The 14,662-nt window shown below is 66.2% G+C and carries 8 protein-coding genes; 7 read left to right on the forward strand and 1 reads right to left on the reverse strand.

Annotated elements, in window-relative coordinates; genetic code table 11:
- Nucleotides 1-23: 23 nt before the first annotated feature.
- Nucleotides 24-878: a ChaN family lipoprotein gene (locus MRB47_RS02780; RefSeq protein WP_252101841.1), complete on the reverse strand. Its 855-nt coding sequence runs from the start codon at nucleotides 876-878 to the stop codon at nucleotides 24-26.
- A gap of 289 nt (nucleotides 879-1,167) precedes the next feature.
- Between MRB47_RS02780 and MRB47_RS02785 the strand changes: the two genes are divergently transcribed.
- From MRB47_RS02785 to narH, 7 genes are all read left to right on the forward strand, one after another.
- Complete coding sequence (locus MRB47_RS02785) at nucleotides 1,168-3,609, forward strand: adenosylcobalamin-dependent ribonucleoside-diphosphate reductase (protein ID WP_252101842.1); 2,442 nt, start codon at nucleotides 1,168-1,170, stop codon at nucleotides 3,607-3,609.
- Between the two features lie 170 nt (nucleotides 3,610-3,779).
- Nucleotides 3,780-5,696 carry a type IV pili methyl-accepting chemotaxis transducer N-terminal domain-containing protein gene (locus tag MRB47_RS02790; protein ID WP_252101843.1) on the forward strand — a complete coding sequence of 639 codons (1,917 nt, stop codon included), beginning with the start codon at nucleotides 3,780-3,782 and terminating at the stop codon, nucleotides 5,694-5,696.
- Entirely contained in the window at nucleotides 5,693-6,364 is a 672-nt protein-coding gene (locus MRB47_RS02795; protein WP_252101844.1) for a response regulator, read from the forward strand. Before MRB47_RS02790 ends, MRB47_RS02795 begins: the two co-directional genes overlap by 4 nt.
- Nucleotides 6,365-6,509: 145 nt before the next feature.
- On the forward strand, nucleotides 6,510-7,817 hold the full coding sequence (locus MRB47_RS02800) for an MFS transporter (RefSeq protein ID WP_252101845.1): 1,308 nt from the start codon (nucleotides 6,510-6,512) through the stop codon (nucleotides 7,815-7,817).
- A gap of 19 nt (nucleotides 7,818-7,836) precedes the next feature.
- On the forward strand, nucleotides 7,837-9,282 hold the full coding sequence (locus tag MRB47_RS02805) for a NarK family nitrate/nitrite MFS transporter (RefSeq protein ID WP_252101846.1): 1,446 nt from the start codon (nucleotides 7,837-7,839) through the stop codon (nucleotides 9,280-9,282).
- Nucleotides 9,283-9,318: 36 nt separating this feature from the next.
- Nucleotides 9,319-13,107 carry a nitrate reductase subunit alpha gene (locus MRB47_RS02810; RefSeq protein WP_012655470.1) on the forward strand — a complete coding sequence of 1,263 codons (3,789 nt, stop codon included), beginning with the start codon at nucleotides 9,319-9,321 and terminating at the stop codon, nucleotides 13,105-13,107.
- An 18-nt stretch (nucleotides 13,108-13,125) separates the two neighbouring features.
- The gene (narH, locus tag MRB47_RS02815) at nucleotides 13,126-14,649 is read left to right on the forward strand and encodes a nitrate reductase subunit beta (RefSeq protein WP_012655471.1); all 1,524 of its coding nucleotides are present in this window, start codon (nucleotides 13,126-13,128) and stop codon (nucleotides 14,647-14,649) included.
- Nucleotides 14,650-14,662: the final 13 nt, after the last annotated feature.

Here is a 14,662-nt window from a genome sequence, read left to right on the forward strand (position 1 = left end):
GCGCGGGCTGGGGCCGGCGTCCGCTACGGCGCGGACGGTGGGCCGGACCAGCGCTCGCGCAGCTCCGCGCACGGGTCGTGGGGCGTCAGCGCCGGTGTGCGGTGGACATAATCCGCTTCGCTTTCAATAGCTGCTCGCGCTTGTCCCGCTTGAGCTATTGCCACTTTTGACGTGAAATCACTCGGCAGCCACGTGGGCACGCCCAGGCTGCGCTGCACGTGGCCGAAGCCCGCCACCAGCAGTACCGTGCGGCCGGGGCGGTGGGCGGCCTGCACGGCGCGCGCCATGCGGGCGTCCCGCGCCAACTGGATGCGCACCATGGGCATCAGCCGCTGCGCCGGCACCAGGCCGCAGTGGCCCTCCTCGATCGCGGTGCGCTGGCGCGCCAGCGCTGCGGGAGGCAGGTGCGTGTCCAGCGCCGCGTCGCGCATGGCTTGCGGCATCTGGCTGCGCGGCAGGTTACCGCCGCGCACCGGCACGCCCGCGGCCACGGCAGCCATCACCACCGGCGCATAGCGGTCCCAGGGCCAGGCCTGTTCATCCCATTGCAGCGCGGCGCGCACCTGGGCAGCGTCCGCGTCCGGCGGCAGGCCATCGGTGCCCGCGCCTTCGGGCGCCATCTCCAACACCAGGGCCGCAAGGCGCTGGCGCGCGGCGAGCCACTGGACCGTGTGCCGCTGCCACTGTTGGTGGGCGGCGGCGTCATGCTGCTCGCCCAGCAGCAGGGCGTCCACGGGCGGCCAGCGCTCCAGTTGGGCGTCCCAGGCGGCGTTGCCCGCGGTGGTTGGTGCCGACTGCTCCAGAAGTGTGGTACAGCCGGCGGCGAATGCCAGAGTCAGCGTGGCGAGCAGAAAGCGGTACAGCGGTAGGGTTGGCATGCCCAATGGTAGGACGTGGCGGCATTGCAACCGGGCGTAAATGTGACTTGCATGAGGAGCGCTTTGGGCCGTAATTTGCGGCGGGCCGCGCCACGGGCGGCTGGCGTGCTACAGGAAACGGAGAGCGCAACTAGGCTGCACGGCCGCGTGACCGCCGAGGCGACAACGACTTCGCAGGGTCTTCATGTAAGGTTCGCGGCGAAGCGTCCCGCGCGGTGTGAAAATCGAGAATTGCCGCCGCGCTTGGGTCGCGGCGTGCACGTCAGTTAGATCCTTTCGGAGCCCCTCCATGCAGCGTGAAATCACCGACCTTGCCCCCGCCCTGTCTACACAACCCATCAGCATGGATGTGCTGAAGGAGAAATACTTCAAAGACGGCGAGAGCGATGTCGAGGATCTGTTCCGCCGCGTGGCGCGGGCGTTGGCCTCGGTCGAGCGCGAGGACATGCGCCAGGCCCTGGAGGCGCGCTTCCTGGACAACCTGCGTGCCGGCGCCATCGGGGCGGGGCGCATCATGAGCGCTGCCGGCACCGACATCCAGGCCACCCTCATCAACTGCTTCGTGCAGCCCGTGGGCGACTGCATCCAGGGCGTGGACGACGCGGGCTACCCCGGCATCTACGAGGCCCTGCGCGAGGCCGCCGAGACCATGCGCCGCGGCGGCGGCGTGGGCTACGACTTCTCGCGCATCCGCCCGCGCGGCGCGCTGGTGAAGGGCACGGCCTCCATGGCCTCGGGCCCCTGCAGTTACATCAACGTCTTCGACCAGTCCTGCTCCACGGTGGAGAGTGCGGGCGCGCGCCGCGGCGCGCAGATGGGCGTGCTGCGCATCGACCACCCGGACGTGCTGGACTTCATCACCGCCAAGCGTACGCCGGGCCGCTGGAACAATTTCAATGTGTCCGTGGGCGTGCCCGATGCCTTCATGGAAGCGGTGGAGCAGGACCGTGATTGGGAGCTGGTGCATGGCGCCGCGCCCGGTGCGGAGCTGCAGGCCCAGGGCGCACACCAGCGCGCCGACGGCCAGTGGGTGTACCGCACGGTGCGCGCGCGCGAATTGTGGGACACGATCATGAAGTCGGCTTACGACTTCGCTGAGCCCGGCATCCTGTTCCTGGACCAGATCAACACCGACAACAACCTGCACTACACCGAGACCATCCAGGCGACCAACCCGTGTGGCGAGCAGCCGCTGCCGCCCTACGGCTGCTGCGACCTGGGTCCGATCATCCTCACACGCTTCGTGCGCAACCCGTTCGGCCTGCATGGCGAGGCGTCGTTCGACTTCGATGCCTTCGAGCAGGCCGTGGCCACCCAGGTGCGCGCGCTGGACAACGTGCTGGACGTGACCTTCTGGCCTCTGCCGCAGCAGCAGGCCGAGTCGGCCGCCAAGCGCCGCATCGGCGTGGGCTTCACCGGCATGGGCAACACCCTCGCCATGCTGTGCAAGCGCTACGACCGCCAGGAAGGGCGCGACATGGCGGTACAGATCGCCGAGCGCATGCGCAACGCGGCCTACCGCGCGTCGGTGGAACTGGCGAAGGAAAAGGGCGCATTCCCCAAGTTCGATGCCGATGGCTACCTGGCCAAGGGCACCTTCGCCAGCCGCCTGCCCGCGGACATCCAGAAGGCCATCCGCAAGCACGGCATCCGCAACAGCCACCTGCTGTCCATCGCGCCCACGGGCACGGTGAGTCTGGCCTTTGCCGACAACGCCTCCAACGGCATCGAGCCGCCGTTCTCCTGGAGCTACACGCGCCGCAAGCGCGAGGCCGACGGCAGCAAGAGCGAGTACGTGGTGGAGGACTACGCCTGGCGTCTGTACAAGACGCTGGGCGGCGACGTGAACCATCTGCCTGCGTACTTCGTGAGCGCCATGGACATGGCGGCCGCCGACCACGTGGCCATGATGGAGGCCGTGCAGCCCTTCGTGGACACGGCGATCTCCAAGACCGTGAACGTGCCCGAGGACTACCCCTACGCCGATTTCAAGGGCCTGTACATGCAGGCCTGGCACTCGGGCCTGAAGGGCCTGGCCACCTACCGGCCCAACAGCATCCTGGGCGCCGTGCTGGAAGTCACGCCCGCCGCAGCGCCGGCCCCCGCCGCCGCACCCGAGGCCGCGCCCGCCCCGGTGGTGGTGGACCCCATGCGCACCATGATCGAGAGCCGTCCCACGGGCGGCCTGTCGGCCGTGGCGGAGAAGCTGGAGTACTGGACGCAGGAAGGCCACAAGACGCTGTACCTGATCGTCTCCTTCCTGCCGGTGCCTGACGGACGCGGCGGCACGGTGGACCGCGCCATCGAGTTCTTCATGCCCGTGGGGCAGAGCGGCGAATCGCAGCAGTGGATCACCTCCAGCATGCGCCTGCTGTCGCTGGCCGCGCGCGGTGGCTTCCTGGAGCGCGCGCTGTCCGACATGCGCAAGGTGGCCTGGGACCGCGGCCCCGTGCGCCTGGGCACGCACCAGAAGGCCGACGGCACCCACGTGCCGCTGTGGCACGACTCCGAGGTGGGCGCCATCGCGTATGCCGTGCAGAACATCCTGGCCCAGCGCGCCATGCCGCAGCAGCAGGTGCTGCCGCTGGACGAGCCCACCGCAGCGCCCGCGACCGGCATGCCCCCGGCCATGGCCGGCAAGAAGTGCAACGAGTGCGGTGCCCACGCCGTGATCCGCAAGGATGGCTGCGACTACTGCACCCAGTGCGGCGCCCTGGGCAGCTGCGGCTGAGCAGACCGGAATGCCCTGGCAACGCCAGGGCGTTTACTATCAGTATGATAGCTATCCGCGCTTGATGGGAGGGCGCTAAAGCATGTTTTCGCTTGTATGCCGCGGCCGTAGGCTTGAGCAAACTTGACTTCCATCAAGACATTTCAAAGGCGTGTGCCTACACTGCCGCCATGCGCAACAAGTCCACGCTGTCCACCAAGCTGCTGGCCATGGGCACGGTGTTCCTGCTGGTGGCGCTGGCATCCATCGGCTTCACGCTGTGGGTGACCTGGAAGTTGGAAGGGGGCGCCGCTGCGGTGAACGAGGCGGGCCGCCTGCGCATGAACATGCTGCGCATGGTGCTGGCCCAGCAGAACGAGTCGCCCCAGGAATTCGCGCGGCTGGAAACGCGCTTCAACGAAGGGCTGGAGTTGCTGCGCACGGGTGACCCCGCCCGGCCGCTGTTCGTGCCCTGGAGCGATGACACGCGCGAGCGCTACGAACACATCCGGCGGCAGTGGCTGCTCATCGAAAACGACTGGAAAGCTGCCGCGCACTATGAAAGCAGCGCCGAGGCCGTGGCGCGTGCCGATGCCTTCGTGCTGGACCTGGACAGCTTTGTCGAGGCCATCGAGATCCAGATCGTGCGCCTCACGGCGGTGCTGCATCTGTTCCACCTGTTCATGGTGGCGTTGGCCATCGGCTCGGCTGTGGCCTTCATGGCGCTGAGCTACCTGCTCGTACTCAACCCCGTCACGCGGCTGCAACAGGCCCTGGCGCGGCTGCGCAAGGGCGACCTGGGCACGCGCCTGGAGGTGGAAGCCGACGACGAGTTCGGCCAGCTGACGGCGGGTTTCAACCTCATGGCCCATGCGCTGCAGACCTCGCACGAGGACCTGGAGCGCAAGGTACGCGAAAAGACCGCCACCATCGAAGTGCGCAACCAGCGCCTGGCGGCGTTGTATGCGGTGAGCGCCCTTGCGGCGGAGGCGGGGAGCCTGGAAGAGTTGACCCAGGGTTTCGTGCAGCAGATCCGCCGCGTGGCGGGGTGCGACGCGGCGGCCGTGCGCTGGTCGGACGAAGCCAACGAGCGCTACGTGCTGCTGGCCTCCGACGGGCTGCCCCAGTCGCTGGCGGAACACGAGCACTGCGTGGTCACCGGCGCCTGCGAATGCGGACAGGCGCAGGGCCAGGCGCGCATGCGTGTGATTCCGATCATGCCTGTCGGGGGGCTGCAGTTGCCGCATTGCCGGGAGGCCGGCTTCGAGACGGTGGTGAGTATCCCGGTGCAGATGCACCAGCGCCTGTTGGGCGAGGTGACGCTGCTGTTTCGCAGTCCGCTGGAGCTGTCGGCGGAGATGCGCGAGCTGCTGTCCACCATGGCGCACCATTTGGCCACTTCCATGGAAAGCCTGCGCGCCTCGGCGCTGGAGCGCGAGGCAGCGGTGGCGCAGGAGCGCAGCCTCATCGCGCGCGAATTGCACGACTCCATCGCGCAGTCGCTGGCCTTTCTCAAGATTCAGACCCAACTGCTGCGCGACGCGGTGGCGAAGGACAACACCGAGGCGCGTGACCGCAGCATGGCGGAGCTGGATACCGGTGTGCGCGAATGCTATGCCGACGTGCGTGAGCTGCTGGTGCACTTTCGCACGCGCACGCAGGACGAGGACATCGAAGCGGCGCTGCGCGCCACGCTCTCGAAGTTCGAACACCAGACCGGCGCGACCACGGCGCTGAGCATGGCGGGGCACGGCCTGCCGCTGGCGCAGGACGTGCAGATCCAGGTGCTGCACATCCTGCAGGAGGCCCTGTCCAACGTGCGCAAGCACGCCGATGCACACCGCGTGGAGCTGCGGGTGCAGCGCCACCCCCGCTGGCGCTTCGAGGTGCAAGACGATGGCCGCGGGTTCGACCCGGACAGCGTGCCACCCGATTCGCTGCATGTGGGCCTGGGCATCATGCGTGAACGCGCGCAGCGCATCGGTGCGCATCTGGAGCTGGTTTCGCGCCCCGGCGGCGGTGGCACCTGCGTTGTCCTGGAGCTGCCACCAACTACCCGCGAGGAGCCTGCGTTGCCCCTCTCCCTTGTTTCTTCCGCCGCCGCATGAATGCTCCCACCACGCTTTTCCTGATCGATGACCACACCTTGCTGCGCCGCGGACTGGTGGCGCTGCTGTCCCAGCAGCCGGACCTGCGCGTGGTGGGCGAGGCCGGGGACGCCGCGGAGGCACTGCGTCTGCTGCCTACGCTGCGCCCCGACGTGATTCTGTTGGACAACCACCTGCCCGGTGTGCGCGGCGTGGATGCCATCGCCGGACTGCGCGAGGCGTCGCAGGGCAGCCGCGTGTTGATGCTCACGGTGAGCGAGGATGGACAGGACCTGGCGGCCGCCTTGCGCAACGGCGCGCAGGGGTATCTGCTCAAGACCATTGACGGTGACCTGCTTGCGCAGGCGATACGGCGGGCCGCCCGCGGCGAGCCGGTGGTCAGCCCCGAAATGATGGGCAAGCTGGTAGCGGCGTTCCAGTCCCAGGGGGCGCCCACGCCCGAACTCCTGCCCGACGAGGCAGAGCCCGCGTCGGTGCTCTCGCCGCGCGAAGAAGACGTGTTGCGCGAGATTGCGCGCGGCCTCAGCAACAAGGAAATTGCACGTGCGCTCGACATTGCTGAGACCACGGTGAAGATCCATGTGCAGCACATTCTGCGCAAGCTGGGACTGTCCTCGCGCGTACAGGCGGCGGTCTACGCCTCGGACCGCCACCGCCTCACGGAATAACCCCGGAGCTTGGCATAGTTCTTTGGGAGTAGGGTGGCATAGGCCGCCCTCGTCCTTTTGCACCGCCCGCGATGTCCCAGCGAAGGATGTGCAGGCACGGCCAGTTGCGGGACCATTGCACCGTACCCAAGAGAGGACATCTGCAATGGCTCAACTGCCCCAGCGCGCCGCGCCGAGCGCCTCAACCGTCGGCGAAGATCCACGCCACACCCGCAAAGCCTGGTCAGTGCTCATCGTGAGCACGCTCGCCTTCACCGTCTGTTTCATGGTCTGGATGATGTTCGGCGTCATCGGGATCCCGATCAAGAAGATGCTGAACCTGAGCTCCACCCAGTTCGGCCTGCTCACGGCCATGCCCGTGCTCACGGGCTCGCTGGTGCGCGTGCCGCTGGGTATCTGGACCGACCGCTACGGCGGCCGCATCGTGATGGCGTTGCTCATGGCCGCCACCGTTCCCGCCATCTGGATGATGGGTTACGCCACCGAATACTGGCATTTCCTCGTGATCGGCCTGTTCGTCGGTTTGGCTGGCGGTTCGTTCTCGGTTGGCACGCCCTATGTGGCCCGGTGGTTCCCCAAGCATCGCCAGGGCACGGCCATGGGCGTGTATGGCGCGGGCAACTCGGGCGCGGCCGTGAACAAGTTCGTGGCGCCCGTGATCCTGGTGGCCTTCGGGTGGGCCGCCGTGCCGCATGTGTATGCCGCCATCATGCTCGGTACGCTGGTGCTGTTCTGGCTGTTCAGCCACAGCGACCCGGCACACCTGGTACCCAGCAACGTGTCCTTTGGCGAACAGCTCAAGGCACTGAAGGACCCCAAGGTGCTCAAGTACTGCCAGTACTACAGCATCGTGTTCGGTGGCTATGTGGCGCTTTCCCTGTGGATGGTGCAGTACTACGTCGGTGAGTACGGCCTTGACATCCGTGTGGCGGCGCTGCTGGCAGCCTGCTTCTCGCTGCCGGGCGGCGTGCTGCGCGCCATCGGTGGCGTGCTGTCCGACAAGTTCGGTGCGCACTCCGTGACCTGGTGGGTGATGTGGGTGAGCTGGATCTGCCTGTTCCTGCTGTCCTACCCGCAGACCGACTTCACCATCCAGACCGTCAACGGACCCATCACCCTGCACGTCGGCTTGAACGTATACATGTTCACCGCGCTGATGTTCGTCCTGGGCATCGCCTGGGCTTTCGGCAAGGCCAGCGTGTTCAAGTACATCAGCGACGACTACCCCAAGAACATCGGCGCCATCAGCGGCATCGTGGGCCTGGCGGGCGGCATGGGCGGCTTCATCCTGCCCATCCTGTTCGGCATGCTCATGGACTGGACGGGCATCCGCTCCAGTGCCTTCATGCTGATGTACGGCGTGGTATGGGTTTCGTTGATCTGGATGTATTTCACCGAGGTGCGCCGCACCGACGTGATGAAGTCTCACAACGCCGCCCCGGCTGCCCACTGATCCCCATCGGAGATCCCACATGTCCACCAACACCGTTTCGCAAGGCAGCGGCCGCAAAGGCCGGGTGCTCACGCTCTGGACCCCCGAGGACAAGTCCTTCTGGGCGCGAGAGGGCGAGGCTGTCGCCAAGATCAATCTCTGGATCTCGGTGCCCGCACTGTTCCTGGCCTTCGCCATCTGGCAGGTTTGGAGTGTGGTCGCCGTGAACTTGCCGGCGCTGGGTTTCAAGTATTCGACCAACCAGCTGTTCTGGCTGGCTGCCGCCCCGGCGCTGTCCGGCGCCACGCTTCGTATCTTCTATTCCTTCATGGTGCCCATCTTCGGCGGCCGCCGCTGGACTGCGCTGTCCACCGCGTCGCTGCTGATCCCCGCCATCGGCATCGGCTATGCGGTGCAGGACAACACCACCAGCTACCCCACCATGCTTTTGTTGGCGCTGCTGTGCGGCCTGGGCGGCGGTAACTTCAGCTCCAGCATGGCCAACATCAGCTTCTTCTTCCCGAAGGAGCGCAAGGGTTCCGCGCTGGGTGTGAACGCCGGCCTGGGCAACCTGGGGGTGTCGGTGGTGCAGTTCCTGAGCCCACTGGTCATTACGGCAGGCATCTTCGGTATCTTTGGCGGGGAGCCCCAGACCATCGTGAAGAATGGCCAGGAGCAGATGGTGTGGGCGCAGAACGCCGCCTTCATCTGGGTGCCCTGGATCGCACTGGCCGCGGTGGCGGCGTGGTTCGGCATGAACGACATTGCCGATGCGCGTGCCAGCTTCGCCGCGCAGGCGGCCATCTTCAAACGCAAGCACAACTGGATCATGTGCGTGCTGTACCTGGGCACCTTCGGTTCGTTCATCGGTTTTGCCGCAGGCTTTCCGCTGCTGATCAAGGCGCTCTTCCCTGAAGTCAACCCCCTGGCCTACGCCTGGCTGGGTCCGCTGGTGGGCGCCGTGGTGCGTCCGCTCGGCGGCTGGCTGGCCGACAAGGTGGGCGGTGCCCGGGTCACGGTCTGGAACTTCCTCGTCATGGCGCTGGCCGTGGTGGGTGTTCTGTTTTTCCTGCCCAAGGGCTCGGGCGGTTTTGCGCTGCCCTTTGGCCCGGCTGAAGGCAGCTTCACGGGCTTCTTCCTGATGTTCCTGGTGCTCTTCTTCACCACCGGCATCGGCAACGGCTCCACCTTCCGCATGATCCCCGTGATATTTCTGACCCAGAAGCTGCGCGAGTTGCGCACCGATGACGAAGCATCGCGCGCCCAGGCCATCAAGGATGGCAACACCGAAGGCGCGGCCGCGGTGGGCTTCGCCGGAGCGCTGGGCGCCTACGGGGGCTTTTTCATTCCCAAGAGCTATGGCAGCTCCATTGCCGCGACGGGCGGTCCCGAATTCGCGCTGTGGATGTTTGCCGTTTTCTATGTTTTCTGCATCATCATCACTTGGTGGTACTACTCTCGCAAGCATGCAGAGATGCCCTGCTGAGCCACGCCACTACAACGATTTCCAAGGAGTCCCACGATGAGCCATTTCCTAGACCGTCTCTCGTACTTTGCGCAGCCGCGCGAAACCTTCTCGCAGGGCCACGGCCAGACCAACGGCGAAGACCGTACATGGGAAGACGCCTATCGCGACCGCTGGGCGCACGACAAGATCGTGCGCTCCACCCACGGTGTGAACTGCACGGGCAGTTGCTCGTGGAAGATCTACGTCAAGGGCGGCATCGTCACGTGGGAAACACAGCAGACCGACTACCCGCGCACGCGTCCCGATCTGCCCAACCATGAGCCGCGCGGCTGCGCACGCGGCGCCAGCTACAGCTGGTACCTGTACAGCGCCAATCGCGTGAAATACCCCATGGTGCGTGGACGCCTGCTCAAGCACTGGCGTGCCGCACTGGCCATCGCCAAGAGCCCCGTGGACGCTTGGGCCGCCATCGTCGAGAACGACAGCGCGCGCCGCGAATGGCAGAAGCAGCGCGGCCTGGGCGGCTTCGTGCGCAGCACCTGGGACGAGGTCAACCAGATGATCGCTGCGGCGAACGTCTACACCATCAAGAAGCACGGGCCGGACCGCATCATCGGCTTCTCGCCGATCCCGGCCATGTCGATGATCTCGTACGCTGCCGGCAGCCGCTACCTGAACCTGATCGGCGGCGTGCCGATGAGCTTCTATGACTGGTACTGTGACCTGCCGCCGTCCAGCCCGCAGGTGTGGGGCGAGCAGACCGACGTGCCCGAGTCGGCCGACTGGTACAACTCCAACTTCATCATCGCCTGGGGCTCCAACGTGCCCCAGACGCGCACACCCGATGCGCACTTCTTCACCGAAGTGCGTTACAAGGGCGCCAAGGTCGTGGCCGTGACGCCCGATTACTCCGAGGTGGCCAAGCTGGCCGACCTGTGGCTGCACCCCAAGCAGGGCACCGATGCCGCCGTGGCCATGGCCATGGGCCACGTGATCCTCAAGGAGTTCTACTTCGACAAGCGCTCGGCGTATTTCGACGACTACGCGCGCCGCTACACCGACCTGCCGCTGCTGGTGGTGCTCAAGGAGAAGACGCTACCGGATGGCCGCACGGTGATGGTCCCCGACCGCTATGTGCGCGCCAGCGACTTCGGCGACAAGCTGGGCCAGACCAACCACCCCGACTGGAAGACCGTGGCCTACGGCACCGACGGCAAGGTGGCGCTGCCCAATGGCTCCATCGGCTTCCGCTGGGGCAAGGACGGCCGTGACGACCAGGGCCTGTGGAATCTGGAGTCCAAGGAGGCGCGCACGGGCAACGACGTGCAGCTCAAGCTGTCGGTGCTGGAAGACGGGGCGCAAGAGCACCAGGTGACCGATGTCGCCTTCCCGTACTTCGGCGGCATCGAGACACCCAACTTCGAGGCCAACGACCAGGGCGGCGACGTGATCGTGCGCCGCGTGCCCATCACCCACCTCGACCTGCAGGGCGAGGGCGTGCAGGGCCGCGTGGCCGTGGCCACGGTGTTCGACCTGCAGGTGGCCAACTACGGCATCCTGCGCGGCCTGCAGGGCGAGGAGAAGGACGGAGGCTACGACGCCAACGCCCCCTATACCCCGGCGTGGCAGGAGAGCATTACCGGCGTGCCGCGCGACCAGGTGATCGCCATCGCGCGCCAGTTTGCCGACAACGCCGACAAGACCCACGGCAAGTCCATGGTGATCATCGGCGCGGCCATGAACCACTGGTACCACTGCGACATGAACTACCGCGGCATCATCAACATGCTGATGATGTGCGGCTGTATCGGCCAGAGCGGCGGCGGCTGGTCGCACTACGTGGGCCAGGAAAAGCTGCGCCCGCAGACGGGCTGGACCGCGCTGGCCTTCGCGCTGGACTGGATCCGCCCGCCGCGCCAGCAGAACTCCACCAGCTTCTTCTACGCCCACACCGATCAGTGGCGCTACGAGAAACTGGGCGTGGAGGAAGTGCTTTCGCCCCTGGCAGACGCCAAGGCCTACCAGGGTTCGATGATCGATTTCAACGTGCGCTCCGAGCGCATGGGCTGGCTGCCCAGCGCGCCGCAGCTGCAGACCAACCCGCTGCAAGTGGTGCGGGATGCCGCCGCCAAGGGGATGGACGCCAAGGACTACGTGGTGCAGTCGCTCAAGAACGGCTCGCTCACGCTGAGCTGCGAGGACCCCGACAACCCGATGAACTGGCCGCGCAACATGTTCGTGTGGCGTTCCAACATCCTGGGCTCGTCGGGCAAGGGGCATGAGTACTTCCTCAAGCACCTGCTGGGCACCACCAACGGCGTACAGGGCAAGGACCTGGGCAAGGACGAGGCCAAGCCCACCGAGGTGAAGTGGCATGCCCAGGCGCCCGAAGGCAAGCTGGACCTGTTGGTGACGTTGGACTTCCGCATGAGCACGACTTGCCTGTATTCGGACATCGTGCTGCCCACGGCCACGTGGTACGAGAAGAACGATCTCAACACCAGCGACATGCACCCCTTTATCCACCCGCTGTCGGCAGCCGTCGACCCGGCGTGGCAGTCGCGCAGCGACTGGGAGATCTACAAGGGCTTCGCCAAGGCCTTCAGCGAAGTCTGCGTGGGCCACCTGGGCGTGGAAAAGGAAGTCGTACTCACGCCGATCATGCACGACACCCCGGCCGAGCTGGCACAGCCCTACGGCGTGAAGGACTGGAAGCGCGGCGAGTGCGACCTGATCCCCGGCGTGACCGCTCCGCAGGTGACGGTGGTCGAGCGCGACTACCCCAACACCTACAAGCGCTTCACGGCCCTGGGCCCGCTGATGGACAAGGTCGGCAACGGCGGCAAAGGCATTGCCTGGAACACCGAGACCGAAGTGGCGCAGCTGGGCGACCTCAACGGCCGCGTGCGCGAGGAAGGCGTCACGCAGGGCCGTCCGCGCATCGTGAGCGATATTGACGCCACCGAAGTGGTGATGATGCTCGCCCCCGAGACCAACGGCCACGTGGCCTGCAAGGCCTGGGAGGCCCTGGGCAAGCAGACCGGGCGCGAACACGTGCACCTGGCGCTGCACCGCGAGGACGAGAAGATCCGTTTCCGCGACATCCAGGCGCAGCCGCGCAAGATCATCAGCTCGCCCACCTGGAGCGGGCTGGAGAGCGAGAAGGTCAGCTACAACGCCGGCTACACCAACGTGCATGAGCTGATCCCATGGCGCACCCTCACCGGTCGCCAGCAGTTCTACCAGGACCACCCCTGGATGCGCGACTTTGGCGAGGGCTTCGTGAGCTACCGTCCGCCGGTGCACCTGAAGGCACTGCACGAGGTCGAGGGCAAGATGCCCAACGGCAATCCCGAGATCGCGCTGAACTTCATCACGCCGCACCAGAAGTGGGGCATCCACAGCACGTACAGCGACAACCTGCACATGCTCACGCTCAACCGCGGCGGCCCGGTGATCTGGCTCAGCGAGGACGACGCCAAGCGCGGCGGCATCGTGGACAACGACTGGGTGGAGCTGTTCAACGCCAACGGCGCCATTGCGGCCCGTGCGGTGGTCAGCCAGCGCGTGAACCCGGGCATGGTGCTCATGTACCACGCGCAGGAAAAGATCATCAACACCCCCGGCTCGGAGATCACGGGCACGCGCGGCGGCATCCACAACTCCGTCACGCGCGTGGTGCTGAAGCCCACGCACATGATCGGCGGGTACGCGCAGTACAGCTACGGCTTCAATTATTACGGGACCATCGGCACCAACCGCGACGAGTTCGTGCTGGTGCGCAAGATGCGCCGCGTCGACTGGATGGACGACGAGGCATCCACCAGCGCCGCCCACGCCTGAGCGATAAGGAGAGACACGATGAAAATTCGCGCACAAATCGGCATGGTGCTGAACCTGGACAAGTGCATTGGTTGCCACACCTGTTCCGTCACCTGCAAGAACGTCTGGACTAGCCGTCCCGGCGTGGAATACGCCTGGTTCAACAACGTCGAGACCAAACCCGGCATCGGCTACCCCAAGGAATGGGAAAACCAGGACAAGTGGAACGGCGGCTGGGTGCGCAACCCGGACGGCTCCATCGCCCCCCGCCAGGGCGGCAAGTGGAAGCTGCTGATGCGCATCTTCGCCAACCCCAACCTGCCGCAGATCGACGACTACTACGAGCCCTTCACCTTCGACTACGACCACCTGCAGTCGGCGCCCGAGATGAAGGCCGCGCCCACGGCGCGCCCGCGCAGCCTGATCACGGGCCAGCGCATGGAAAAGATCGAATGGGGCCCGAACTGGGAGGAAATCCTGGGCGGCGAGTTCTCCAAGCGCAGCGCCGACGTGAACTTCGAGCAGGTCCAGAAGGACATGTACGGCCAGTTCGAGAACACCTTCATGATGTACCTGCCGCGCCTGTGCGAGCACTGCCTGAACCCGGCGTGCGTGGCATCGTGCCCCTCGGGCTCGATCTACAAGCGCGAGGAAGACGGCATCGTGCTGATCGACCAGGACAAGTGCCGCGGCTGGCGCATGTGCGTCTCGGGCTGCCCCTACAAGAAGATCTACTACAACTGGCAGACCGGCAAGGCCGAGAAGTGCATCTTCTGCTACCCGCGCATCGAGGCGGGCCAGCCCACGGTGTGCTCCGAGACCTGCGTGGGCCGCATCCGCTACCTGGGCGTGCTGCTGTACGACGCAGACCGCATCCAGGAAGCCGCCAGCGTGGAGCGCGACCGCGACCTGTACGAGGCGCAGCTGGACATCTTCCTGGACCCCAACGACCCGGACGTGATCCGCCAGGCCAAAGCCGACGGCATCTCCGACGCCTGGCTGGAAGCCGCCAAGAACAGCCCCGTCTACAAGATGGCCGTGGACTGGAAGATCGCACTGCCGCTGCACCCCGAGTACCGCACACTGCCCATGGTGTGGTACGTGCCGCCGCTGTCGCCCATCACCTCGGCGGCCAACGCCGGCCACCTGGGCGTGAATGGCGAGATTCCCGACGTGTCGCAGCTGCGCATCCCCGTGCAGTACCTGGCCAACCTGCTCACCGCCGGCGACACCGGCCCCGTGGTGCGGGCGCTGGAGCGCATGCTGGCCATGCGCGCCTACCAGCGCGGTATGCATGTGGACCGCCAGCAGAACCTGGCCGTGCTGCAACAGGTGGGGCTCACGGTGCATGAAGTGGAAGACATGTACCAGGTCATGGCGATCGCCAATTACGAAGACCGCTTCGTCATCCCCTCGGCGCACCGCGAGTACGCCGAGAACGCATTCGACCTGCGCGGCGGCTGCGGCTTCTCGTTCGGCAATGGCTGCTCCGACGGCTCCACGGACGTGAGCATGTTCGGTGGCAAGAAGCGACGCACCATCCCCATCAAGGCCACGGTCTGAGGCGAAAGGAAGA

It is taken from the genome of Diaphorobacter sp. LI3, assembly GCF_022807955.1.
Lineage (GTDB): Bacteria > Pseudomonadota > Gammaproteobacteria > Burkholderiales > Burkholderiaceae_C > Diaphorobacter > Diaphorobacter nitroreducens.